The organism is Roseomonas mucosa ATCC BAA-692, assembly GCF_000622225.1.
In the GTDB taxonomy this organism is placed as follows: Bacteria; Pseudomonadota; Alphaproteobacteria; order Acetobacterales; family Acetobacteraceae; genus Roseomonas; species Roseomonas mucosa.
Genome location: NZ_JHWD01000002.1, coordinates 331,965 through 354,380, shown reverse-complemented (window position 1 = coordinate 354,380; position 22,416 = coordinate 331,965). Strand labels below are relative to the sequence as shown.

Sequence of the window (22,416 nt, the reverse complement as noted above, 5' to 3'; positions counted from 1 at the left end):
CATGGAGAGCCTCCCGTCAGGGGTCCGCGCGCAGCATGTAGCCGGCATTGCGGATGGTGTGGATCAGCGGCTTGTCGAAGCCCTTGTCCAGCTTCTGGCGGAGGCGGGAGACATGCACGTCGATCACGTTGGTCTGCGGGTCGAAGTGATAGTCCCAGACCTTCTCCAGCAGCATGGTGCGGGTCACCACCTGCCCGGCATGGCGCATCAGGTGCTCCAGCAGGCGGAACTCGCGCGGCTGGATCTCGATGCGCTTGTCGCCGCGCGTCACGGTGCGGGAAAGCAGGTCGAGCTCCAGGTCCGCGACCTTCAGCCGCGTGGCGGGCGCGTCCACCGCCGGGCGGCGGCCCAGCGCCTCGACACGGGCCAGCAGCTCGGCGAAGGCGAAGGGCTTGGCGAGGTAGTCGTCGCCCCCGGCCTTGAGCCCCTTCACCCGCTCGTCCACGGCGCTGAGGGCGGAAAGGAACAGGACGGGCGTCCGGTTCCCCTGGGTGCGCAGGGTCTCCACCAGCCGCACGCCATCGACGCCGCCGGGCAGCATCCGGTCCAGCACCAGCAGGTCGAAGGGTTCCGAGGCGGCGAGGAACAGGCCGTCGCGGCCATTGGACGAATGCTCGACGGTATGCCCGGCCTCGCGCAGGCCCTTGGTCACGAAGCGGGCGACCTCGGCGTCGTCCTCCACAAGCAGAATCCGCATTCCAGGTCTCCCGGCGGGATGTTGTGCTTAGCCCAGACCGTGCTGGATGGGCAGGCTGATGAAATTCCGGCCTTTTGTGAAGACCGGGGTTCCGTGAAGACCGGGGCGGCCGCCCCTCGGCGCCCTTTCCGGGTCTGCCGTGGGCGGGGCCGGGTCACAGCAGGGTCCCGCGCAGGATGGCGGAGGCCACGGAGAAGTAGATGACCAGGCCGGTGACATCCACCAGGGTCGCCACGAAGGGGGCGGAGGCGCTGGCGGGGTCGAAGCCGATGCGCTTCAGGATGAAGGGCAGCATGGAGCCCGCCAGCGAGCCGAAGGTCACGATGCCCACCAGGGCCGTGCCCACGGTCAGGGCGATCAGCATCCAGTGCTCGCCATAGTCGAAGAAGCCGAACTCCTGCCAGGCCAGGATGCGCAGCATGCCGATGGTGCCCAGGATGGCGCCCAGGGTGAGGCCGGTCGGCAGCTCGCGCAGCGCCACGCGCCACCAGTCGCGCAGCCGCAGCTCGCCCAGCGCCAGGGCGCGGATCAGCAGCGATGTGGCCTGGGAGCCGGAATTGCCGCCCGAGCTCATGATCAGCGGGATGAACAGCGTCAGCACCACGGCGCGCTCCAGCGCGTCCTCGTAGTGCTGCATGGCGCTGGCGGTGAGCATCTCGCTGAGGAACAGGGCGCAGAGCCAGCCGGCCCGCTTGCGGATCATCCCGCCGAAGCCGAGCTCGGTATAGGGCTCGTCGCTCGCCTCCATGCCGCCGAAGCGCTGCACGTCCTCGGTGCCTTCCTCGACGATGGCGTCGAGCACGTCGTCCACCGTCACGATGCCGAGGATGCGGCGGGCGTCGTCCACCACCGGCACGGCCAGCAGGTCGTGGCGGCGGAACAGGCGGGCCACCTCCTCGCGGCTGGTCAGCGGCTTGACCGTGACGGGCTCGGTCTCGCGCGTGGCGGAGAGGATGAAGTCCCCTGGCTCCGCCGTGATGAGGCGGCGCATGGTGGCCGCGCGCACCAGGGCGCGCGTGCGCGGCTCCACCACATAGATGGCGTAGATCGTCTCGCGCGTGCGCTCGACCCTGCGAACATGCGCCAGGGTCTGCGCCACCGTCCAGTTGGCGGGGACGCTGACGAACTCGGTGGTCATGATGCTGCCGGCGGTGCGCGGCGGATAGGAGAGCAGGCGCTGCACCGCCAGCGCCATCTCGGCGCTGAGCCGCGCCACCAGCGCCGCCCGCTCCGTGCCCTCCAGGTCGCGCAGCATGTCGGCCACGCGGTCGGCGGACATGCCTTCCAGCAGCACCGCGGCGCGGTCGCGCGGCAGGAAGTGGACGATCTCCGCCGGGTCGTCGAGCTCAGGCTTGTCGAGGATCTCGACGGCGCGATCGTCGGGCAGCAGCGCGAGGGCGGCGGCCGACTCCTGGGGGGAGAGGGTGTTCAGCCGCTCCACTGCATCGGCGACGTGGCCCTGGGCGAGCTGTTCGGCGAGGATGCCGGCCGCGCCCTGTTCGCGCGGGTCCAGCACCGGGCCGGGAGCAGCGGTCCGGTCGGCCTGGTTGCCGCCGGGGGTGTTCCTGTTCGTGTCCATGTTTCACCGTTCCGTCATGCCGTTGGCAGCGGAACGCGGGGAACCGGACCCGGAGGCGGGATCAGTCCGCGGCGGCCACCAACGGCGGGCGAGATCGACTGTGACTGTCGCTTGGCATGAGCTTCGTCTGGGGGTTCGGCGCCGCGCCGGACCCGGAGGGGAGCGCGCGGCGGAAAGGCGCATGATCCTTTCGCACCGCAGTGTCAAGCAGGGGCAAGGGCGTGTTCCCGGGGACCGTCACCCGGGGAGTGGCGGGGAAACTGACGGAAACCGCTGCCAGCCTTCCGGATGGGTAAGGATGTTGCAACGTTTTAGGATGGCGTTAACGAACGGGCGGCAATTTCGGGGCATGAGCATGGTCCCTGCCCCTTGGGTACCGGCCCGCCCGCCGCCGATTCACGCCCTTCCTCACCGGCGCCTTCGCCGGGCGGCAGCCGGGCGCGGGGGTCAGGCCGCCTGCCGGGGCAGGGGGGCGTCCGCGAGCACCAGCAGGCTGCCCTGGGAGCAGAACTCGATCCGCGCCGCCACGCCATAGACCTCGGCCAGGATCGCCGGGGTCAGCGTGTCCTCGGGCGTGCCGTCCGCCCGTACCGTGCCGTCGTGCAGCACCACCACCCGGTCCGAGAAGCGGGCGGCGAGGCTGAGGTCGTGCAGCACCACCACGCCGATCAGCCCGTGTTCCAGCACCGTCTGCCGCACCAGCCCCATCACCGAGAGCTGGAAGCGCAGGTCGAGCGCCGAGGTCGGCTCGTCGAGCAGCAGCACCTCCGGCTCCCTCACCAGGGCCTGGGCGAGGCCGGCGAGCTGGCGCTGGCCGCCGGACAGCCGGTCCAGCCCCCGCAGGGCGAGGTCGGAGATGCCCAGCCGCTCCAGGATCGCGAGGCCGCGGCGGGCGGCTTCCTCGCCCGAGACGGCGCCGGAGGCGGGGGCCACGGCCTTCAGCGCGCCGACCAGCGTTTCCAGCACGGTGAGCGCCACGCCCTGGGGCAGGCCCTGCGGCATGTAGGAGACGTGGCGCGCGCGGCGGCCGACCGACATGGCGGAGAGGTCCTGCCCGCCGAGATGCACCCGGCCCTTCGCCGGCACCAGCCCGGCGAGGCCGCGCAGCAGGGTGGACTTGCCGGCGCCGTTGGGGCCGACCAGGGCGGTCAGCGTGCCGGGCAGCATCGGGCGCAGCGACAGGTCGCGGACGATCTGCCGCTTGCCGTAGCCGACCGAGACATGCTCCACGGCCAAGGGCTGGCGATTGTCCGTGTGGGGGGTGCCCGTGGGGTGGATGGCTTCGTCCCTCATGCCGCGCGCGCCCGGCCGAAGACCAGCGCCACGAAGACGGGCACGCCGATCAGTGCGGTGACGATGCCGATCGGGATCAGCAGCCCCGGCACGATCATCTTGGAGGCGATGGAGGAAAGCGAGAGCAGCACCGCGCCGCAAAGGGCGGAAGCAGGCAGGAAGTAGCGGTGGTCCTCGCCCACCATCAGCCGCGCCGCGTGCGGGCCGACCAGCCCGACGAAGCCGATCGTGCCGACGAAGGCGACGGAGACGGCGGCGAGCAGCGAGACGCGCAGCAGCGAGCCGCGCCGCAGCGCCGCGGAATCAACGCCGAAGGACCGGGCGCGGTCCTCGCCGAGGCGCAGCGCCGTCAGCTTCCAGGTGGCGCGGGCGCAGAAGGGGACGCAGACCGCGAGGGCCAGCGCCATGATGCCGATCTTCGGCCAGGTGGCGCGGGCGAGCGATCCCATGGACCAGAAGACGAGCTGCTGCAGCGCCTGTTCCGTGGCCACGAACTGCAGCAGCGCGACCAGCGCGTTCATGGCGAAGACCAGGGCGATGCCGAACAGCACCAGCGAATCCACCCCGGCGCCGCGCAGCCGCGACATGAAGTGCAGCAGCAGCATCGAGGCGAAGGCGAAGACGAAGGCATTGGCCGGGATCAGCCATTCCTGCGGCACCCAGGGCACGCCGCGGCCCAGCACGATGGCCAGCGCCGCGCCGAGCGAGGCGGCCGAGGAGACGCCGAGGGTGAAGGGGCTGGCCAGCGGGTTGTTCAGCACCGTCTGCATCTCCGCCCCGGCGAGCGCCAGGGCGGCGCCGACGAGCACCGCCATCAGCGCATAGGGCAGGCGGACATCCCAGACGATGACGCGCATCGGGCCGGTCGCGCCATCGGGCGAGAGGATGGTGGCGAGCACGTCGGCGAAGGGCAGGCGGGAGGGGCCGGTCATCACGTCGCAAACCAGCGCCACCACCAGCAGCAGGGTCAGGCCGGCCAGCACGGCGCCACGGCGGAGCAGCAGGCGCCGGTAGTCCGCCGCGGCGAGGTCGTGCGAAGTGGCGGCGCTCACTTCGGGGCGGCCTCGCGGGACGGGCCTCTGCGGCCTTCTCCGGTCGGCGGGGTTCCGGGGAAAGGGGCTCCGGTGGGCGAGGCGATGTCGCGAACGCGGTATGGCGGCGGGGTCGGCGGCATGGGCAGTTGCTTACACCAATTCGCCGCGTGCTGATAATCATTCGCGGATGGCGCCGCGCTCCCGCGCCATGCTCCGAGGGCATAGCCCCAGAAGACAACGCGAAAGGATGACCCCGGAGCGCGGCGGCGGGCCGGGCGGCGGCCTCAGCCGGCGCCGCTGGGCCGGCGGCCGACCTGGACGGGGATCTCCTGCTGCCGCCCGTCGCGGATCAGGGTCAGCCGCACGGTCTGCCCCGGCGCCACCCCGGCCACGGAGCGGATCAGCACGCGCGAGGTGTCCACCCTTTCTCCATCCAGCGCGATCACCAGGTCGCCCTGGCGCAGCCCGGCGCGGGCGGCGGGGCTGTTGCGCTCCACCCCCTGCACCAGCACGCCGCGCCGGCCGCGGCCGCCTTCCGGCGTGGCATCCTGCACGGCGACGCCGAGCCAGCCGCGCTCCACCCGCCCGTCGCGGCGGAGCTGCTCGATCACCGGGCGCGCGAGGTCCGAGGGCGTGGCGAAGCCGATCCCGGCCGAGCCGCCGGAAGGCGAGAAGATGGCGGTGTTGATGCCGATCACCTCGCCGTCGATGTTGAAGAGCGGGCCGCCGGAATTGCCGGGGTTGATGGCGGCATCGGTCTGGATGAAGTCGTCGAAGGGGCCGGCGCCGATCTCGCGCCCGCGGGCGGAAACGATGCCCGAGGTGACGGTGCCGCCCAGGCCGAAGGGATTGCCCGCCGCCAGCACCCACTGCCCCACGCGCAGCTTGCCGGAGGAGCCCCAGGGGACGGATTTCAGCGTCTCCTTGCTCTCGATCCGCAGGAGGGCGAGGTCGGTGAGGTCGTCGGTGCCGACCACGCGGGCAGGCATCTCGGTGCCGTCCTGCAGGGCGACCACCACGCGGCTGGCATTGCCGACCACATGGTTGTTGGTCACCACCAGGCCGGAAGGGTCGATGATGAAGCCCGAGCCGGCGCCCTGGACCTGCTGGCGGCCCCGGCGCTCGCGAAAGAAGCGCTCATAGGGGGTGCCGCGCATGTCGGGGGGGATCTGGACCTGCTGCTCCCCGGTGACGGCGATGTTCACCACGGCGGGCAGGACCTTCTCGGCGAGGTCGGCGAAGTCGAGCACCGCCACCCGCTGCGCCTCGGCGGGATAGGGGCGGGCGGTGCAACCCGCCATGGCGAGGCCCGTGAAGGCAAGCAGGGCGCTGCGTCGGCTGCTGTGCTGGATCATGGGCGGATCATCCCCGATCCCGGGCGGCGCAAAAAGGGCCGAAGCCTTGGATTGCGCCGGCCGTGCCGCCGACGCGGTGGTGGCGTGCCGGGGCTGTGGCGAAAAAGTCATCCTGCGGTGCGCTCCTCCGGTCGGACCTTTCCAACTGGGCCCGGTGGCGGCGCGGAAAAGCCCCGCCGGTGCCAGGAAGCGGCATGTTCCCGGCCGTCCGGGGGTTCCGGGCGAGTCCTCCGCCGGACGGGCGCGGGGCTGCCCTGCGGCAAGGACGGGACGGCGGGGCCGCGGCACCCTATCTGTAGCCGGACGGCCCGTGGCAATCCCGCCCGGGGCCACAGGACGGAAGGACGCATGGTCCCCTTCACCCTTCTCGACCTCTCGCCCATTCCGCAGGGCGCGGATGCCGGCACGGCGCTGCGCAACACGATCGACCTCGCCCGCCATGCCGAAGCCTGGGGCTACCGGCGCTTCTGGCTGGCCGAGCACCACAACATGCCCGGCATCGCCAGCGCCGCCACGGCGGTGGTGATCGGCCAGGTGGCGGCCGCGACCTCCCGCATCCGGGTCGGTGCGGCGGGCATCATGCTGCCCAACCACGCGCCGCTGGTGATCGCGGAGCAGTTCGGCACGCTGGCGGCGCTCTTTCCCGGGCGCGTCGACCTGGGGCTGGGCCGGGCGCCGGGCAGCGACATGCGGGCCGCGCGGGCCCTGCGCCGCAACCTCGACAGCGACCCGGACGGCTTCCCGCGCGACGTGGTGGAGCTGCAATCCTATTTCCGCCCCGCGCGGCCGGGGCAGCCGCTCCAGGCCGTGCCGGGAGCAGGGCAGGACGTGCCGCTCTGGATTCTCGGCTCCTCTCTCTATGGCGCGCAGCTCGCGGCGGCGCTGGGCCTGCCCTATGCCTTCGCCTCGCATTTCGCGCCGGATGCGCTGGACGAGGCGCTGCGCGTCTACCGGGAGCAGTTCCGCCCCTCGGAGCAGCTCGACCGGCCCCATGTGGCCGCCGCGATCAATGTCTTCGCGGATGAGACGGAGGCCGGGGCGCGGCGGCTCTTCACCTCGCTGCAGCAGCAGTTCCTGAACCTGCGCCGCGGCACGCCGGGCCAGTTGCCGCCGCCGGTGGACAGCATGGACCGGCTGTGGACCGCTGCCGAGCGGGCCGGCACGGAGCGGGCGCTGTCCTGTTCCGCGGTGGGTACGCCGGCGCAGGTGCGGGCCGGGCTGGAAGCCTTCCTGGAGCGGACCGGGGCGGACGAGCTGGTGCTGACCGGGCAGATCTTCGACCACGAGGCCCGGCTGCGCTCCTTCCGCCTCGTGGCGGAGTTGGGCAAGGACCTTCTCCCTCGGCACGGCGGCTGAGCGGTCCGGGGAAAGCCCGGCGAGGCCGCCGGACGGTCTTGCCGGAAGAAGGATGCCGGGCGGCTTGATCGCCCGGCCATCCTGCGGCCATGCTGGGATGCCCGCCGGGAGGCGGACAAGGGAGCGATCCTGGCCTGACGGACGACGATCTCGATGCCCTGACCGACCGGATCTACGAGGCGGCGCTGCGCCCCGAGCTCTGGGAAGCCGTGCTCCGGGAGATGGAGGAGCTGTTCCGGGTCGGCGATGGCGGCGTGTCCCTGGTCACCATGGGGCAGCGGATCGAGTATATCAGCTCGCCGGGCCTACGGGACGCGGCGGGGGAATGGTTCGCCGAAGGCTGGCACCAGCGTTCGGACCTGCCGCGGCGGCTGCTGGAGCGTCCCGAGAAGCGTTTCCTGCAATACACGGAGCTCTACACCCGCGAGGAGATGGCGGCGGACCCGCACCACCAGGAGTTCCTCCGGCCGAGGGACCTGGGCTGGGGCACCTATTCGATGGTGGACTTGCCGAATGGGGAAAGGCTGATGTTCAGCGTCCAGCGGCAGCTTTCCCGGGGGCCGCTCGATGCCGGGCAGGTCCGGCTCCTGCAAGCACTGCGGCCGCATCTGGCGCGTGCCGCCACGGTCACCGCCCGGATGGGCCGGAGCCAGCTCGACCGCCAGCTGGATCTGCTGGAGGAGATCGACCTGCCTGCTGCGGTGCTGGGCCTGGGCGGGCGCTTGGTGGTGGCGAACGCGGGCTTCCGGGTGCGGCGGGAGGCGAAGGGCGGCGGGGACCGGCTGGCCCTGGCGGACGAGGCGGCGGAGCGGCAGGTCCTCGCGGCGCTGGAGGCGATCGCGGCGTCGCGGCTGCCGCCGGTGCTGTCCTTCGCCGTCGCGCCCGGGGTGTCGCAGCTCCCCATGATCCTGCGCCTGCTGCCCTTGCGCCGGGGGGCGCAGCAGCTCTTCACGGGGGCACTGGCGGTGCTGGTGCTCCACGATATCCAGCCGCCCCCGTTGCCGGAGGCGGCGATCCTGAGCGACCTCTTCGGCCTGACGCCGGCCCAGATCCGGCTGGCGAGGCTGCTGATGCAGGGCCACAGCCTGCCGCAGGCGGCCTCGGCCACAGGGCTGTCACGCGAAACGCTGCGGACGCAGCTCCGCTCCATCTTTGAGAAGACCGGAACCGGGCGGCAGGCGGAGCTGGTGGCCCTGTTCAGCCGCCTGGCCCTGTGGACGAGGCCGCAGCGGCGATAGGTCGCCCGCCAGGAATGGCCGCCTGGCCCGGATGTTCGCGGCAAGCCGGAGCGGGGCCTTACAGGGCGATGCCACGGCGGCGCAGTTCCTGCCGGTGCTTGGCGATCGCGCCCTCCGCCACCTTCCGGCCTCCGCTCCCCGCACGGAATGGTTGTGGGTTCGCCGTGCGGGAAGGGTCATCCGGTTTCGTTCAGGAAACGTAGCGCGCCTCGGTCAGATCGATCTCGCGCACCAGGTGCCTCAGCGTCTCGTCCTCGATGCGGCGGGCGCGGCGCAGGCGGTAGAGCTCGTCGCGCTCGGCCCGCAGGCCGGCGAGGCGCAGGTGCCGCTCGACGGCCACGCGCTTCTGGGCGCGTTCCTGTTCCTCCGGCTCCGGTGCATGGGTGTCGCTGGCGCGGCAATAGGGTTCCATGGCTTGGGAGGCAGCCTCGGCGAAGAGGTCGGCGTCGTCGCGCCCCTCGGCCAGTTCGTGCTGCTCGCGCTCGATGGCGCGGATGGCGGCGCTGGCGGCGGCGGCGCGGGCCTCGTCCTCCTCGTGCTGGTGCGTGGGCTGCGGCGGCAGGCTTAGGCGGCGCAGCAGCGGCGGCAGGGCCAGGCTGGCCACGACCAGCGAGAGCAGGATGACGCCCATGGCGAGGAAGATGGCGAGGTCGCGCGCCGGGAAGGGCGCGCCGTCCGGCAACACCAGCGGCAGGGTGAGCACGCCGGCCAGGGTGATCGCGCCCTTCACGCCCGCGAGCGCCATGACGGCGACGAGGTGCCAGCTCGGCCGTTCCGGCGAAAGGCCCTTTCGCGAGGCGTGCAGCAGGATGAACTGCACGGAGATCCAGACCCAGGCGAAGCGCAGCGCGGCGAGTCCCAGGGTGATGGCGATGACATAGAGCAGGAGCCAGCTCTCGTCGTGGTGCTCGGCCTGGTTCACCGTCGCGGCGGCACTCGCCAGGATGCGAGGAAGCTGCTCGCCCAGCAGGACGAAGATGGCGCCGTTGGCGGCGAGCTGCACCGTGTCCCAGACCGCGGTGCGGCGCATGCGCGTGACCGCCATGGCGATGCCGAGGTTCTCCACATAGTTCATGGTGATGCCGGCGGCGACGGCGGCCAGGATGCCGGAGGTGTGCACGTGCTCGGCGGCGAGGTAGGCGCCGAAGGGGATCAGCAGGCTGACCAGCGTCTGGATGCCCGGGTCCTCCCCGGCGCGGCGCAGCAGGCGCTTCTGCACGAAGCTGACCACCACGGTCACGGCCACGCCGACGGCGACGCCGCCGAGGGCGAGCTGGAGGAAGGTGACGGAGGCCTCGGCGAGGGAGAAGGTGCCGGTGAGCGCGGCCGCGACGGCGAAGCGCAGGCAGACCAGGCCGGAGGCGTCGTTCAGGAGGGACTCGCCTTCCAGGATGTGCATCAGCCGGTGCGGGATGGGCACGCGCGCGGCGACCGATGAGACGGCGATCGGGTCGGTGGGCGAGAGCACGGCGGCGAGGGCGAAGGCGACGGCCAGCGGCATGGCCGGGATCAGCCAGTGGATGAAGAGGCCCATGCCGAGCACGGTGAAGACGACGAGGCCCAGCGCCAGGGTGAGGATGGTCCAGCCGTCGCGGAAGAAGCCGCGCTTGGGGATGCGCCAGCCGTCGAGGAAGAGCAGGGGCGGCAGGAAGACGAGGAAGAATATCTCGGGCTCCAGCTCCACCTCGAAGTGCGGGCCATAGGCCAGCAGGGCGCCGATGCCGATCTGGAGCAGGGGAAGCGGCAGCGGGACCGGGGAAAGGCGGGCGATGTAGTTGCTCACCACCACGGCGAGCAGCATGACGAGGACGAGGGTGACGATATCCATGTGATTTCCCGAGCCTGCTTCCGTCTCCGGTTCCGGCGGCGCCTCTCCCGCCTATCGCGACAGCGCTTCCAGGTTGTCCACGCGGCGCAGCGCCGGAAAGACCCGCATCCAGAGCAGCACGATCACGATGCTGCCAATGCCGCCCAGCACCACGGCGGGGACGGTGCCGAGCAGCGCGGCGGTGACGCCGGATTCGAATTCGCCGAGCTGGTTGGAGGCGCCGATGAAGAGCATGTTCATCGCGTTGACGCGGCCGCGCATGTGGTCCGGCGTCGCGAACTGCACCAGCGCGGAGCGGATCACGACGCTCACCACATCCGCGGCCCCCAGCACGACGAGCGCCGCGACGGAGAGCGGCAGCCAGGTGGAAAGGCCGAAGACCACCGTGGCCAGGCCGAAGACGCCCACGGCGCCGAACATCTTCAGCCCGGCATGGTGGCGCATCGGAAAGCGCGCCAGCAGCAGCGACATCGCCAGCGCGCCGATGGCGGGAGAGGAGCGCAGCAGGCCGAGGCCCCAGGGGCCGGTGTGCAGGATCTCCTTGGCATAGACGGGCAGCAGCGCCACGGCGCCGCCAAGCAGCACGGCGAAGAGGTCGAGCGTGATGACGCCGAGCAGGATGGGCCGGGTGCGGATGAAGCCGATGCCGGCGAAGGCGTTGGCGAGCGTCAGCGGCTCGCGCCGCGGCGGCGTGTGGTCCAGCCGGATCAGCGTGGTGGCCAGGGCGGCGGTCAGGAAGAGCGCGGTGACGATCGAATAGGCAAGGCCGGCGCCGAGCGCGTAGAGGAGGCCGCCCAGGGCCGGGCCCAGGATCATGGCGGTCTGCATCGCCGAGCTGGTGAGCGAGATGGCCTGTTGCAACTGGGAGGACGGCACGAGGCCCGGCAGCAGGGAGGTGGTGGCGGGGCTCTCGAAGGCGCGGGCGGCGCCCACCGCCGCCACGACCACGAAGACCAGCCAGGTCGGGGTGTGGCCCGCCAGGGCGGTGGCGGCCAGGGTGAGGCCGGCCAGGGCCTCGGCGAGCTGGCAGGCGCGCATGATGTGGCGGCGGTCGTACTGGTCCGCGATATGGCCCGCCGGCAGGGTCAGGATCATCTGCGGCACGAACTGGGCGAGGCCGACCATGCCGAGGGCGAAGGTGCTGCCGGTCAGCGCATAGACCTGCCAGCCCACCGAGACGGCGATGACCTGGAAGGCCAGGGCGGAGGAGACCCGGGTCACCCAGAAGAGCAGGAAGGAGCGGTTTCGCAGCAATGGGGACGCCGCCTCGGCCTGGGCGGCGGATGGCGCGGTCGCGGTGTTCAGGGGGCCGTCGCCGGCCGGCTGGGATGGTGCGTCACTCATGCGGGGGCGGTCGGGTCCTCGGGCCAGGCATGTTTGGGGTAGCGGCCGCGCATGTCCTTGCGGACATCGGCCCAGGCGCCGCGCCAGAAGCCGGCGAGGTCGGCGGTCAGCGCCACCGGGCGTCCGGCGGGGGAGAGCAGGGCCACCTGCAACGGCACGCGCCCGCCCATCAGCGGCGGCAGGCTGGCGAGGCCGAAGAGGTGCTGGGCGCGGGCCTCCAGCGTCGGCGGGTCGCGGTCGTAGTCGATGGAGGCGGAGCGGTTGCTCGGCAGGTCGAGCCGGTCGGGGAGCTCCGCGTCCAGGCGCCGGCGCTGTGGCCAGTCGAGCAGGCCGGAAAGGATCTCGTGGGCGTTCAGGTTGCGCAGCTCGGTCAGCTTCGTCAGCCCGTGCAGGTGCGGGGCGAGCCATTCCTTCGCCCGCGTCGCGAGCGCCTCGTCGGAGACATCGGGCCAGGATTCCGGCTCCACCCGATGCGCCCAGGCGAGGCGGGCGCGCAGACGGCGGGAGGCGTCGGTCCAGGGCAGGTCGCGGAAGCCGCGCCCCGCCACGGCCTCCGCCAGGGCCTCCGCGACGGCCGTGGGGTCGGCGACGGGGAGGGTGGTCTCCTCCAGCACCAGGGGGCCGAAACGCAGGCGGCGGCGGGGCAGGACGGCGCCGGCGCGGGCGTCGAAGCTGGCGCCTTCCTCCCGCACGAAGCGTTCGGGGAAGCGTTCCTCCAGCACGGCGCGGCTGAGGGGGGCCGCCATGCGGATGCGCGCCTCGGTGCCCTGGAGGGCGAGGTCGGCCACCGCGAGCAGCGGCTGCTTGCCCAGCGGGTCGGTGGCGCCGAGCCGGGCGCCCTGCCCCGAGGCGAGGCGGAAGGCGCCGTCCATCGTGCCGCGCTTCGCCGCGATCCGGTCCGGGAAGCCGGCGGCGAGCAGGGCGCCGGGATCGCCCTCCGCCGCCATGCCGCCCGGCACGCGCAGGCGGCGGCGGTGCAGCCCGGCGGCGCGGCGGATGCGCGACAGGGTGGCACGGTCGGCGCCGGGATGGTCGCCGCCGCGCAGCAGGTCGAGGCGCAGCTCGATGTCGGAAGGCGCGTCGCGGTCGCGGGAGGGGGCGCGGATCGGGTCGCGTTCCTCCAGCAGCGCCGCGAGGTCGGCGGCCAGGGCGCGTTCCTCGGGAGAGGTCGCGGCCTCCATCATCCGGGCGAGGCGGGGGTGGGTGCCGAGGCGCGCCATGCGGCGGCCGGTCGGGGTGATGCGGTTCTCCGCGTCCAGGGCGTCGAGGTCGCGCAGCAGGGCACGGGCGGCGGCCAGCGTGCCCTCGGGCGGCGGGTCGGGGAAGGCGAGGTCGCGCGGCTCGGCGCCCCAGGCGGCGCAGTCCAGGGCGAGGCCGGACAGCTCGGCCTCCAGGATCTCCGGCCGGTCGGCCAGCGGCAGGCCGCGGTGCAGCGCCTCGCTCCAGAGGCGGATGGCGACGCCCGGCTCGGTGCGGCCGGCGCGGCCGGCGCGCTGTTCCGCCGTGGCGCGGCCGATGCGGACAGTGACGAGCTTGGAGAGGCCGGAGGCGGGGTCGAGCCTGGGCACGCGGCGGAAGCCGCCATCCACCACGATGCGGACGCCGGGCACGGTCAGCGAGGTTTCGGCGATGGAGGTGGAGAGCACCACCTTGCGCCGCGCGGAGGGGGAAAGGGCACGGTCCTGCTCGGCGGGCGGGAGTTCGCCATGCAGGGCGATGACATCGGCGTCGAGCCCGCCCACCTTCAGCCCATCCAGGCGCTCGGCGGTCCGCGCGATCTCGCCCCAGCCGGGCAGGAAGGCCAGCACGTCGCCCGGATGCTCGCGCAGCGCCTCGCGGATCGCGCCGGCCATGGCCTCCGGCAGGTCGCGCGGCGAGGCGAGGTCGCGCGGGCGGTGGCGGATCTCCACCGGGAACATCCGCCCCGCGCTCTCGATCACCGGGGCGGGGCGGCCTTCCTCGCCGAGCAGGGTGGCGAAGCCGGCGGCGTCCAGCGTCGCGGACATGGCGACGAGGCGCAGCTCCGGCCGCAGGGCGCGTTGCAGGTCGAGGCAGAGGGCGAGGCCCAGATCGGTGTCGAGATGGCGCTCGTGCGCCTCGTCGAACAGGACGGCGGCCACGCCTTCCAGCCCGGGATCGGATTGCAGGCGGCGGACCAGCAGGCCCTCGGTCACGACCTCGATGCGGGTGGCGTCGGAGACGGCGCGGTCGAGCCGGGTGATGAGGCCCACGGTCTGGCCCAGCGCCTCCCCCCGCAGGTCGGACATGCGCCGGGCGGCGGCGCGGGCGGCGAGGCGGCGGGGTTCCAGCACCAGGATGCGGCCATCGCCCAGCCAGGGCTCGTCCAGCAGGGACAGGGGGACCAGGGTGGTCTTGCCGGCGCCTGGCGGGGCGACCAGGACGGCGTTGGAAGCGTCGCGCAGGGCTGCCGCCAGGCGCGGCAGGGCTTCCGTGACGGGAAGTTCGGGGAGCATGTTGCCGTCAGATAGGCGCAAGCGTCGCGCTTTGTCACATGCCGAGGATTGCAAGGCGTTCATGTTGTCGCGTTTAGTGAGGCGTATGGCACAGGTGGTTGGCTTTCCGGGGATTCCGGCGGGAGGGGGGCCGGCGAGGCTGGCCCTGGCCGCCGCGATCCTCGTGGCCGCCCCTTTGATCCCGCCTCTGGTCGCGCCGGGCATTGGCTGGAACGGCGCGCAGGCCGCCGAATCCGCACCCGTCGCCTCGCCGCGCGCGACCGTGGTGCTGGCCAGCGAGATGGCGGCGGTGGCGCCGGGGCAGAGCTTCCGGCTGATGCTGCGGCAGAGACTGGCGCCGGGCTGGCACACCTACTGGACCAATCCGGGCGATGCGGGGCAGCCGCCGGAACTGGCGCTGGACCTGCCCGCAGGGGCCTCGGCCGGGCCGCTCCGGTTCCCGGCGCCGGAGCGCATTCCCTTCGGGCCGCTGGTGAATTTCGGCTATGAGGGGCGGGCGGATTTCCCGCTGACCGTGACGGTGCCGGGCGACCTGGCGCCGGGGCAGGTCTTCACCGTGCAGGGCAGCGGCAACTGGCTGGTCTGCGAGAAGGTCTGCATCCCGGAGGAAGGGAGCTTCCGCCTGGACCTGCCGGTGGAGGCGAAGCCGCGGCCGGATGCCGTGCTGTCGGCGGCCTTCGCCGAGGCCGAGGCGGCGCTGCCCAGGCCCTCGCCCTGGGCGGCGCGGGCGGGCTTCGACGGGCCGCGCGGCGCCATCGCGCTGGACGGGGCCGAACTGGGGCCCGGTGCGGTGAAGCAGGCCTTCTTCTTTCCGGCGGAGTGGGGCGCGGTGGACAATGCGGCGCCGCAGCCGCTGAGCCTGCGCGACGGGGGGCTGGTGCTGGGCCTGTCGCGGGGCCAGGGCGATGCGCCGAAGGAGCGGCTGGAAGGCGTCGTCGCCATCACCGACGCGGCCGGGACGCGCGCCGCCTATACGGTGTCGGCGGCGATCGGCCCGGTTCCCGTGGCGGCGGAGGGCGTGCCGGTGGGTGCCGCGGCGCCGGCGGCGGGCGGCGCCACGCCCCGGGCCGCCGTTCCCGGCATCGGCCCGTTGCAGACGGCTCCCTGGGCCATGCTTTGGGCGGCGTTGGGCGGGCTGCTGCTGAACCTGATGCCCTGCGTCTTCCCCATCCTGGCGATGAAGGCCATCGGGCTGGCCCGACTGTCGGGCGAGGCGCGGCGGCGGGTGCGGGTCCATGCCGCGAGCTATTGTGCCGGGGTGGTGCTGTCCTTCCTGGTGCTCGGCGGCGGGCTGCTGGCGCTGCGGGCGGCGGGGGGCGTGGCGGGCTGGGGCTTCCAGTTCACGCAGCCGGTCTTCGTGGCGGTGATGGCCTGGCTGATGCTGCTGGTCGGGCTGAACCTGTCCGGCGTCTTCGCCTTTGGCGGGCCGGTCTCGGCCGGGGGCGGGCTGGCGGCGCGGGGCGGGCATTCGGGCAGCTTCCTGACCGGCGTGCTGGCGGTGCTGGTGGCCACGCCCTGCACCGCGCCCTTCATGGCGGCGGCGCTGGGGGCGGCGCTGCTGCTGCCGGCCCCGGCGGCGCTGGCGGTCTTCGCCGCGCTCGGGGTCGGCATGGCGCTGCCCTATGCGCTGCTGGCGCTGTTCCCGGGGCTGGCGGAGCGCCTGCCGCGCCCGGGGCCCTGGATGGAGCGGCTGCGGCAGTTCCTGGCCTTCCCGATGTACGGCGCGGCGGCCTGGCTGGCCTGGGTGCTGGCGCAGCAGAGCGGGCCGGACGGGGTGCTTCTGGTGCTGGGCGGCGCGGTGCTGGTGGGGCTGGCCGCCTGGGCCTGGGGACAGGCGCAGCGCTCGCCCGAGGGGCTGCTGCAACGGGCCAGCCGCGGGCTGGCGGCGCTGGCGATCCTGGCGGGGCTGGCCGGGCTGACGCGGCTGGACACGGCGGCGCCGCCAAGGATGGCCGAAGCCGGTGGCGAGGCCTGGTCCGAGGCGCGGCTGGCCGCGCTGCGGGCGGATGGCAGGCCGGTCTTCGTCAACCTGACGGCCGCCTGGTGCATCACCTGCAAGGTGAACGAGCGTGTGGCGCTGGACCAGCCTTCCGTGCAGGATGCCTTTTCCCGCCGTGGCGTCACGGTGCTGGAAGGCGACTGGACGCGGGGCGACCCGGCCATCACCGCCCTGCTGCGGGCCCATGGGCGGGACGGAGTGCCGCTGTATCTGCTGTACCCGGCGGGAGGGGGTGAGCCCGCCGTGCTGCCGCAGATCCTGACCGAAGGGATCGTGCTGAGGGCCCTGGACGACACGCTGCATGGCGTGGCCGGGACGGAAAAAGGGAGAAGGGGAACCACGTGAGCAAGCCGCCGACGCGCCGGAAGGTTCTGGCCGGCACCACCGCCGTCGTTTCGACCTGCCTGCCGCGATGGGCGCTGGCCGCGCCGGTGATCGGGGCCCCGGCGCCCGAATTCAGCCTGCCGGACCAGGATGGCGCGGTGCGCAGGCTGGCGGAGCAGCGTGGCAAGCTCGTGGTGCTGGAATGGACCAACCACGAATGCCCCTATGTCCGGAAGCATTACGGCAGCGGCAACATGCAGGCCTTGCAGCGGGAGGCCACGCAGCAGGGGGTGGTGTGGTTCTCGGTCGCGTCCTCTCCGGAGGGAGAGCAGGGGCATGTCACCGGGCGGCAGGCGAAGACCCTGACCGTCCAGCGCGAGGCGGCGCCGACGGCGGTGCTGCTGGACCACCGCAGCCAGGCGGCGCGGGCCTATGGCGCCACCACCACGCCGCAGATGTTCCTGATCGGGACGGACGGGACGCTGCTCTACATGGGCGGGATCGACTCCATCCGCTCCACCCGGCAGGAGGATATCGAGCGCGCGCAGCCCTTCTTCCGCGATGCGCTGCGGACGGCGCTGGCAGGCCGGCCGGTGGAACGGGCCTCCACGCCGCCCTATGGCTGCGCGGTGAAATACGCGCCGATCTGAGGCCGGGCGCTTAACCTTCCGGCAGGAGGATGGGGCGCATCCTGCGGCGATGCGACCGATCCCGCCGATGGCTCCGCTGCTCGCGATGCTCGCGCTTCCGCTCTGCATGACCTTCGCGGGGGCGCAGGGCGTGCCGGGCGATGCCTTTCCCGCCCATGCGCCGCCGATGCCCGTGTGCAACGCGCCCCGCGACGGCGTGGCAGCCTGCCTGGGCGGGCGGCAATGCCTTTGCCGCTTCGAGCGCGGCGGCAGCATCGCCGGGCGGCCGGACGGGTATCGCTGGGATTGCGGGGTGCTGCGCCCGTCCTGCGCCGAGGTTCCGGCGGAGACCGCGCCGCCCGCCGCCGGGATGCCGCTCTTCCCGCAGATCACCCTGCCGGAACCGGAGGGCTGGCCGCAGCGGCGATGAGCCGCCGCGCCGCTTCACAGGGATGGACCCGCATGGTTCCCTTCGCGCGCCGGAGAAGGGACTCCGGTGGAGGAAACGAACATGCCGGACCATCACCGGAGACCGCCCGGGCGCGGGCTGCGCGCCTTTCTGCTTTTTGCGATGCTGCTCCTGCTCGCGCCATCGGCCTGGGCCGGAAGCATCGTGACGCGGGAGTTCCGCTCCGAGCAGCTTGGCCGGGCCTGGCGCTACAACGTCTATCTGCCGGATGGCTATGACGGCGGCACGCTGCGCTATCCCGTGCTGTATCTGTTGCACGGCAATGGCGGCTCGCTGAACGAGTGGCCGGTGAAGGGCAACCTTCAGGCGGCGGCGGACCGGCTGATCCGCGCGGGCGAGATCCCGCCCGCCGTCATCATCCTGCCCGATGCCGGGACCACCTGGTACGTGGACCGCAAGGAGAAGATGGAGAGCGCTTTCTTCCGCGACCTGATCCCGGATGCGGAGAAGAGCTTCCGCGTGCTCGATACGCGCGAGGGGCGGCTGATCGGCGGGCTGTCGATGGGCGGCTTCGGCACGCTGCGCTTCGTCATGCTGCATCCGGAGATGTTCGCGGCGGCGGCGTTGCTGTCGCCCGCGATCTACGATCCGGAGCCGCCGGAGAATTCCTCGGCCCGCCGCGTGGGCGTCTTCGGCGCGGAGCAGTACGATCCGGCGGTGTGGAAGTCGCTGAACTGGCCGGTGCTGTGGGACGGCTTCCTGGAGAAGAAGATCGCCGTGCCGATGTACATCAACTCCGGCGACGACGACGACTTCTTCATCGAGGGCGAGGCGACGCGGCTCTACGACCGGTTGCGCCGCGCGGGACAGCCGGCGCAGCTCCGCATCGTCGATGGCGCGCATGTCTGGCCGGTCTGGGAAAGCACGATCGGCGACGCGATGCGCTACGTCTTCTCCTTCGCCTCCCGGCCGGTGATCCCGGCACCCTGAGACGAGCGGGTGCCGTGGTGGCGGGGCCGGTGCCCGCCGCCACGGTCCAGGGCGGCGGTCTCAGGGGATTTCTTCGGGGAAGATGTGCCGCCCGTCCGGGTCGAGCGGGATATGCGCCGTGGCGCGCACCGCGGAGAGCGGCAGCGGGCCGTAGAGATGCGGGAAAAGGCCGGGGCGGGACCCCCCGGCGGCCGGTTCCCAGCGCAGCGCATCGCCGAGCGCCGGGACGGAGACCGCGACCATCCAGAGATCGGCCTCCCCGGCGCGGTGCTTCGCGGCGCTCTGCCGCAGCTGCGCCGCGGCGGAGAAATGCAGGAAGCCGTCGCGCCGGTCGTCGGCGGAACCGTGATAGGCGCCCGCCGCCTCGGCGTCGCGCCAGTCCTCGCCACGGACGAGGGTGTAGATGGTCTGCTCCATGGCGGGGAGTTGTAGCACCGCCGTGTCAGACGGCGAGGGCCAGGGCGGGGCCGCGCGGCCGGACACGCGCCTCGGCGGGTTCGGGACGGTAGAAAAGCAGGCCGCCGATCTCCGCCACCGGGGTGCGGCCGATCGACCAGGAGGGCTGGCTGTCATCCGCATGCATATGCGTGGCGCCGCCGGTCGGGTCGGGCAGGGCGCCTGCCAGGGCGCGCAGCGCGACACGGTGGCAGAGCTCCATCTGGGCCGAATGCGCGGCCGCGCCGCCCGGCGCGGCGGCCCGCAGACGCGCATGGTGCGGGTGGCGGGTGTTCCAGCAGGGGAACTGGAAGGGCGCGCGGCAGATGCCGGTGATGCCCTGGCCCCAGTGGCCCTGGCCGGAGCGGTGGCGGTTCATCACCAGCGCCGCCAGCGCCTCGATGGCGCGGAGCGGGCGGTCGCCGGCCTCGGCATAGAGGGTCAGGGCGAGGATCGCGGCATCATGCGCGCGGCTGTCGGCGGAAGAACTGTCGGTGGAGGGCATCGCGGCTTTTCCGGGAAGGTTCATGGGGAAGGGCGGTCCGGGAACGAAACGGGTAAATTCCACCCGCATCAGGTTTCGATTTCCTCAAGACCGGGCAGGGAAGGCCGCGATTCGCGGCCGGGCAGCGCGGCATCGAGCTGGTGGCGCAGCGCATGGGCCCGGGCGTGCCAGGCGCGGGCGAGTTCGTGCGCCCGGTCGCAATCCGCCTGCAGCGCCTCCAGGCGCAGGCGCATCTTCTCCAGCTCCTGCTCCTGCCGGGCGATCCAGGCGCTCTGCCGCGCATCGAGCGAGGCCATGACCTGGGCACGCTCCTGCGCCTGGCGCTCCTCGCTGGTCAGGCGCGTGGTCAGCCAGGCGCCGCGCGTTCAGCCAGAGGCCGATGGCGGAGATGGCGCCGGAGGCCAGCACGACCCACCAGGGGCTCGACTGGTCGGACATGCTCAGGGCGTCTCCGGCCGCAGGCGAACCAGGGAGACGAGGTTGATCGCCGCCATCACGGCATAGAGGGCCATGGCGGGGGCGCCGGGATCGGCGAGGAGCAGGGCCAGGAACAGGGTGGTCCACCACCAGCTCCCGAGGAAGCTCGCGCCCCGGCGGGCGCGGCGGTGGTCGGCCAGCAGCGAGGCCACCTGGATCAGCCCCAGCACGGCGCCGCTGGCCTGCCAGAAGCGCTCGTCGGCCAAGGGGAGCGGCAGGGAGGTGGCCAGGCGGAAGGTGGGGCGGGCACCGGGCTCCACCGCCGCCAGAAAGGTCCAGAGCGTCCAGACCAGGCAGCCGGCGCCGGCCCAGAACTCGGCCCACCAGGGTTCGCGCCGCAGCAGGCGCCCGAGATGGCGGAAGAGGGGCTCAGCCGGCATGGCGGTTCTGGCGGCGAGGTGCAGGACGCGTGCGGGCCGGGCCGCGCGGCGGGCACGCGGCGTCTGTCCATGATCGGGCCATGGGGGTCCTTTCGGGCTGGGAGAGGGCGCGCGGGCGAGGCCGACCACCCAGGGGGGGGGCCGGTCCAGGATCGCGCCGGGGGAAGTAAGGGGCGGAAGTGCGGTGCGAGCCGCCGGAACGTGCGGTCGCGGACACCCCGGAGCAGGTGAGGCGCGCGAGACGCAGGAATGGCGTTGATGCGGCGAGGTTAAAAAGAAATTATTCCTATCGTCAAGCGGAATTTCCGTGCCAGCCACGCCCACGCGGCACGGCGGCCTGGCCCGGCATCCGCACCGGCTCGGCCAGCAGGCAGCCGGCCACGGCATCCAGCGCATCGTCGCGCTGGTTCGCCAGCTCGGGCCTCCAGCCCGCCATCTCCGCCGGGAAGCCGGTGCGGAAGACGCTGTCATGCGCGTGCAGCCGGCGGGCGGCCAGGGCCGGGTCCAGGGCACCCAGGATGCGTTCCCGCTTGGGGCGGGAATTCGACTGCTCCACCACCGTGCAGGCGGCGCCGGCACGGGCCATCTCCCGCCGCAGCAGGGCGGGCAGGAAGCGGCCAATGCCGTTGGTCTCCACCCGCACCACGGGCAGCAGGAGATCCCGCGCCAGGGCGGCGACGCGGGCGCATTGCTGCGTGGCGGGATCGGGCTGCGCGCCGGGCTCGTGCGTCAGATAGGCCAGGCGGTGCAGGTACTGGTTGCCCTCCGCATCGGCGTAGAGCGCGGCGAGCACGCTGGCATCGCCGCTGCCGGGGCGGCCATAGGCGGGGTCCCAGTAGCCGCCGCCGGAGACGAGGCGGCGGCCGAGCAGCGACAGGACGGGGCGCCCGCCGCTCTCGGCATAGACCGTCTCCTCGCCGTAGCGGACCAGCAGCGCGGGGTCGAGCCGCGCCGCCGCGTCCTCGGTGGCTTCCAGCATCATCTGGCGCGCGAAGTGCAGCGGCCCGACGCGTTCGCGCAGCGCCGCCACGGCCGCCATGCCGAAGCGTTCCGGCCAGGCGGAGCGGCCTGCCGCGTCCAGCAGCGGCAGGCGCAGGCGGTGGTAGCCGCGCAGGAAGGCGCGCTCATCACCCGGAGGAAGGTAGAGCGTTTCCGCGCAATGCGGCGTGCCGACATAGAGGATCGTGCCGCCGGGGGTCAGCACGAACTCCGTCTCCGCGAGCCGTTCCCGCAGCTCGGCACGCCGGGTGGGCGTGTCGCAGTTGCCGGCGACCTCGACATCGTCGCAGACGATCACGTCGGCGCGGGAGCCGGTGATGTTGCCCAGGATGCCCGCCGCCAGCATCGAGGGATCGCGCAGCGCGCCCTCGCGCCGCACGGTGAAGCGGTCGGCGGCCCATTCGCCCGGGCCGTCCGGCAGCAGATGCGCGCAGAGCGGGTGCCGCGTCAGGATACGGCGGACATTGGCCACCATGCGCGTGGCCAATGCCGCATCCGCCGCCAGGACCAGGATGCGCGCCTGCGGGTCGCGCAGCAGGGTCCAGGCGCACCAGAGCCCGACCAGCGTGGACTTGCCGCAGCCGCGGAAGGCCATCAGCAGCAGCCGCCCGTCGCCATCCCTGCGCCGCGCGTCGAACCAGCGCGCGATGCGGCGGTGGATGCCCGGCGTGGCCTGGCCGAGCCGGGCGTTCCAGACCCAGGCGAATTCCAGGAAGTCCGGCCCGGGGGCATGTCCGGGTGGTTCAGGCGCTCTCGTCGCCCGTGTCTTGGCCGTCGTCATCCTCTCCTTCCGCCGCGATCTCGGCGCGGGCCTGGGTGAGCAGGGTCTGGACGTCCTCCCCCGCCGATGCCGTGGCGAGGCTGGCGCGGGCCAGCTTCAGCAGATGCTCCAGATGGGCGAGGGCGGTCTTCGCGGCGGCATGGTGCGCGGCGAAGCCCTTCGGGTCCTCGTGCGCGCCCGGCATGGGCTCGCGCGCAACGAAGGCACCGTAATCCGCGACCACGCGGCGGATCGCCGCGTGGAGTTCCTCCGGCGGGAGGATGCCGTCGCTGCTCATGGCGATGTCCGGC

The 22,416-nt window shown here is 72.9% G+C and carries 20 protein-coding genes; 6 read left to right on the top strand and 14 right to left on the bottom strand.

Annotated features, from left to right (window positions below; all coding sequences use genetic code 11):
* Positions 1–16: 16 nt before the first annotated feature.
* The 5 genes from BT98_RS0104215 to BT98_RS0104195 all read right to left on the bottom strand — a co-directional run bounded on the left by BT98_RS0104215 (position 17) and on the right by BT98_RS0104195 (position 5,958).
* Positions 17–697, bottom strand: coding sequence for a winged helix-turn-helix domain-containing protein (locus BT98_RS0104215; RefSeq protein ID WP_019461493.1), 681 nt, complete (start codon positions 695–697; stop codon positions 17–19).
* A 154-nt stretch (positions 698–851) separates the two neighbouring features.
* Positions 852–2,276, bottom strand: coding sequence for a magnesium transporter (gene mgtE, locus BT98_RS0104210; protein WP_019461492.1), 1,425 nt, complete (start codon positions 2,274–2,276; stop codon positions 852–854).
* Positions 2,277–2,723: 447 nt separating this feature from the next.
* Positions 2,724–3,569, bottom strand: coding sequence for an ABC transporter ATP-binding protein (locus tag BT98_RS0104205; protein WP_051004866.1), 846 nt, complete (start codon positions 3,567–3,569; stop codon positions 2,724–2,726).
* Positions 3,566–4,621 (bottom strand): FecCD family ABC transporter permease, encoded by a 1,056-nt coding sequence (locus tag BT98_RS0104200; RefSeq protein ID WP_019461490.1) that lies wholly within the window; start codon positions 4,619–4,621, stop codon positions 3,566–3,568. The genes BT98_RS0104205 and BT98_RS0104200 overlap by 4 nt, the downstream gene beginning before the upstream one ends.
* A 266-nt stretch (positions 4,622–4,887) precedes the next feature.
* Entirely contained in the window at positions 4,888–5,958 is a 1,071-nt protein-coding gene (locus BT98_RS0104195) for a trypsin-like peptidase domain-containing protein (protein ID WP_019461489.1), read from the bottom strand.
* Positions 5,959–6,306: 348 nt separating this feature from the next.
* Here BT98_RS0104195 and BT98_RS0104190 point away from each other — a divergent pair, with 348 nt between their 5' ends.
* Both BT98_RS0104190 and BT98_RS0104185 read left to right on the top strand, forming a co-directional pair.
* Positions 6,307–7,314 (top strand): LLM class flavin-dependent oxidoreductase, encoded by a 1,008-nt coding sequence (locus BT98_RS0104190; RefSeq protein ID WP_019461488.1) that lies wholly within the window; start codon positions 6,307–6,309, stop codon positions 7,312–7,314.
* A gap of 89 nt (positions 7,315–7,403) precedes the next feature.
* On the top strand, positions 7,404–8,552 hold the full coding sequence (locus tag BT98_RS0104185; protein ID WP_019461487.1) for a helix-turn-helix transcriptional regulator: 1,149 nt from the start codon (positions 7,404–7,406) through the stop codon (positions 8,550–8,552).
* A 190-nt stretch (positions 8,553–8,742) separates the two neighbouring features.
* Here the strand turns inward: BT98_RS0104185 and BT98_RS0104180 are convergent, their stop codons facing one another.
* From BT98_RS0104180 to hrpB, 3 genes are read right to left on the bottom strand one after another with little or no spacing between them, the layout of a single operon-like run.
* On the bottom strand, positions 8,743–10,380 hold the full coding sequence (locus BT98_RS0104180) for a Na+/H+ antiporter (RefSeq protein WP_019461486.1): 1,638 nt from the start codon (positions 10,378–10,380) through the stop codon (positions 8,743–8,745).
* Between the two features lie 51 nt (positions 10,381–10,431).
* Positions 10,432–11,724, bottom strand: coding sequence for an MFS transporter (locus tag BT98_RS0104175; RefSeq protein ID WP_026033260.1), 1,293 nt, complete (start codon positions 11,722–11,724; stop codon positions 10,432–10,434).
* Complete coding sequence (gene hrpB / locus BT98_RS0104170) at positions 11,721–14,198, bottom strand: ATP-dependent helicase HrpB (protein WP_019461484.1); 2,478 nt, start codon at positions 14,196–14,198, stop codon at positions 11,721–11,723. The genes BT98_RS0104175 and hrpB overlap by 4 nt, the downstream gene beginning before the upstream one ends.
* Before the next feature lie 85 nt (positions 14,199–14,283).
* On the opposite strand from hrpB, the gene BT98_RS0104165 reads away from it, so the two are divergent.
* The 4 genes from BT98_RS0104165 to BT98_RS23200 all read left to right on the top strand — a co-directional run bounded on the left by BT98_RS0104165 (position 14,284) and on the right by BT98_RS23200 (position 18,549).
* Entirely contained in the window at positions 14,284–16,542 is a 2,259-nt protein-coding gene (locus tag BT98_RS0104165; RefSeq protein ID WP_019461483.1) for a protein-disulfide reductase DsbD family protein, read from the top strand.
* Entirely contained in the window at positions 16,539–17,171 is a 633-nt protein-coding gene (locus tag BT98_RS0104160; protein ID WP_019461482.1) for a redoxin domain-containing protein, read from the top strand. Before BT98_RS0104165 ends, BT98_RS0104160 begins: the two co-directional genes overlap by 4 nt.
* 67 nt (positions 17,172–17,238) lie before the next feature.
* On the top strand, positions 17,239–17,580 hold the full coding sequence (locus BT98_RS0104155) for a hypothetical protein (protein WP_126281840.1): 342 nt from the start codon (positions 17,239–17,241) through the stop codon (positions 17,578–17,580).
* 81 nt (positions 17,581–17,661) lie between these two features.
* Positions 17,662–18,549, top strand: a complete 888-nt coding sequence (locus BT98_RS23200; RefSeq protein ID WP_019461480.1) for an alpha/beta hydrolase — start codon at positions 17,662–17,664, stop codon at positions 18,547–18,549.
* Between the two features lie 60 nt (positions 18,550–18,609).
* Here the strand turns inward: BT98_RS23200 and BT98_RS0104145 are convergent, their stop codons facing one another.
* From BT98_RS0104145 to BT98_RS0104120, 6 genes are all read right to left on the bottom strand, one after another.
* Positions 18,610–18,984 (bottom strand): DUF952 domain-containing protein, encoded by a 375-nt coding sequence (locus BT98_RS0104145; RefSeq protein WP_314209554.1) that lies wholly within the window; start codon positions 18,982–18,984, stop codon positions 18,610–18,612.
* 7 nt (positions 18,985–18,991) lie between these two features.
* Positions 18,992–19,489, bottom strand: coding sequence for a cell wall hydrolase (locus BT98_RS23195; RefSeq protein WP_019461478.1), 498 nt, complete (start codon positions 19,487–19,489; stop codon positions 18,992–18,994).
* Between the two features lie 68 nt (positions 19,490–19,557).
* Entirely contained in the window at positions 19,558–19,785 is a 228-nt protein-coding gene (locus BT98_RS0104135; RefSeq protein ID WP_019461477.1) for a hypothetical protein, read from the bottom strand.
* A gap of 144 nt (positions 19,786–19,929) precedes the next feature.
* Positions 19,930–20,346, bottom strand: coding sequence for a hypothetical protein (locus BT98_RS0104130; RefSeq protein ID WP_019461476.1), 417 nt, complete (start codon positions 20,344–20,346; stop codon positions 19,930–19,932).
* Positions 20,347–20,638: 292 nt separating this feature from the next.
* A complete protein-coding gene (gene terL, locus BT98_RS0104125) occupies positions 20,639–22,126 on the bottom strand; it encodes a phage terminase large subunit (protein WP_019461475.1) in 1,488 nt (495 codons plus the stop codon).
* Positions 22,089–22,403: a hypothetical protein gene (locus BT98_RS0104120; RefSeq protein WP_019461474.1), complete on the bottom strand. Its 315-nt coding sequence runs from the start codon at positions 22,401–22,403 to the stop codon at positions 22,089–22,091. The genes terL and BT98_RS0104120 overlap by 38 nt, the downstream gene beginning before the upstream one ends.
* Positions 22,404–22,416 lie beyond the last annotated feature (13 nt).

Coding starts and splice junctions, on each gene's coding strand:
- BT98_RS0104155 (WP_126281840.1), top strand. CDS start 17,239: ATGGCTCCGCTGCTCGCGATGCTCGCGCTTCCGCTCTGCATGACCTTC.
- BT98_RS23200 (WP_019461480.1), top strand. CDS start 17,662: ATGCCGGACCATCACCGGAGACCGCCCGGGCGCGGGCTGCGCGCCTTT.
- BT98_RS0104190 (WP_019461488.1), top strand. CDS start 6,307: ATGGTCCCCTTCACCCTTCTCGACCTCTCGCCCATTCCGCAGGGCGCG.
- BT98_RS0104205 (WP_051004866.1), bottom strand. CDS start 3,569: ATGAGGGACGAAGCCATCCACCCCACGGGCACCCCCCACACGGACAAT.
- BT98_RS0104165 (WP_019461483.1), top strand. CDS start 14,284: ATGGCACAGGTGGTTGGCTTTCCGGGGATTCCGGCGGGAGGGGGGCCG.
- BT98_RS0104120 (WP_019461474.1), bottom strand. CDS start 22,403: ATGAGCAGCGACGGCATCCTCCCGCCGGAGGAACTCCACGCGGCGATC.
- BT98_RS0104175 (WP_026033260.1), bottom strand. CDS start 11,724: ATGAGTGACGCACCATCCCAGCCGGCCGGCGACGGCCCCCTGAACACC.
- BT98_RS0104130 (WP_019461476.1), bottom strand. CDS start 20,346: ATGCCGGCTGAGCCCCTCTTCCGCCATCTCGGGCGCCTGCTGCGGCGC.
- hrpB (WP_019461484.1), bottom strand. CDS start 14,198: ATGCTCCCCGAACTTCCCGTCACGGAAGCCCTGCCGCGCCTGGCGGCA.
- BT98_RS0104195 (WP_019461489.1), bottom strand. CDS start 5,958: ATGATCCAGCACAGCAGCCGACGCAGCGCCCTGCTTGCCTTCACGGGC.
- BT98_RS0104135 (WP_019461477.1), bottom strand. CDS start 19,785: ATGGCCTCGCTCGATGCGCGGCAGAGCGCCTGGATCGCCCGGCAGGAG.
- BT98_RS0104215 (WP_019461493.1), bottom strand. CDS start 697: ATGCGGATTCTGCTTGTGGAGGACGACGCCGAGGTCGCCCGCTTCGTG.
- BT98_RS0104185 (WP_019461487.1), top strand. CDS start 7,404: ATGCTGGGATGCCCGCCGGGAGGCGGACAAGGGAGCGATCCTGGCCTG.
- mgtE (WP_019461492.1), bottom strand. CDS start 2,276: ATGGACACGAACAGGAACACCCCCGGCGGCAACCAGGCCGACCGGACC.
- BT98_RS0104180 (WP_019461486.1), bottom strand. CDS start 10,380: ATGGATATCGTCACCCTCGTCCTCGTCATGCTGCTCGCCGTGGTGGTG.
- terL (WP_019461475.1), bottom strand. CDS start 22,126: ATGACGACGGCCAAGACACGGGCGACGAGAGCGCCTGAACCACCCGGA.
- BT98_RS23195 (WP_019461478.1), bottom strand. CDS start 19,489: ATGCCCTCCACCGACAGTTCTTCCGCCGACAGCCGCGCGCATGATGCC.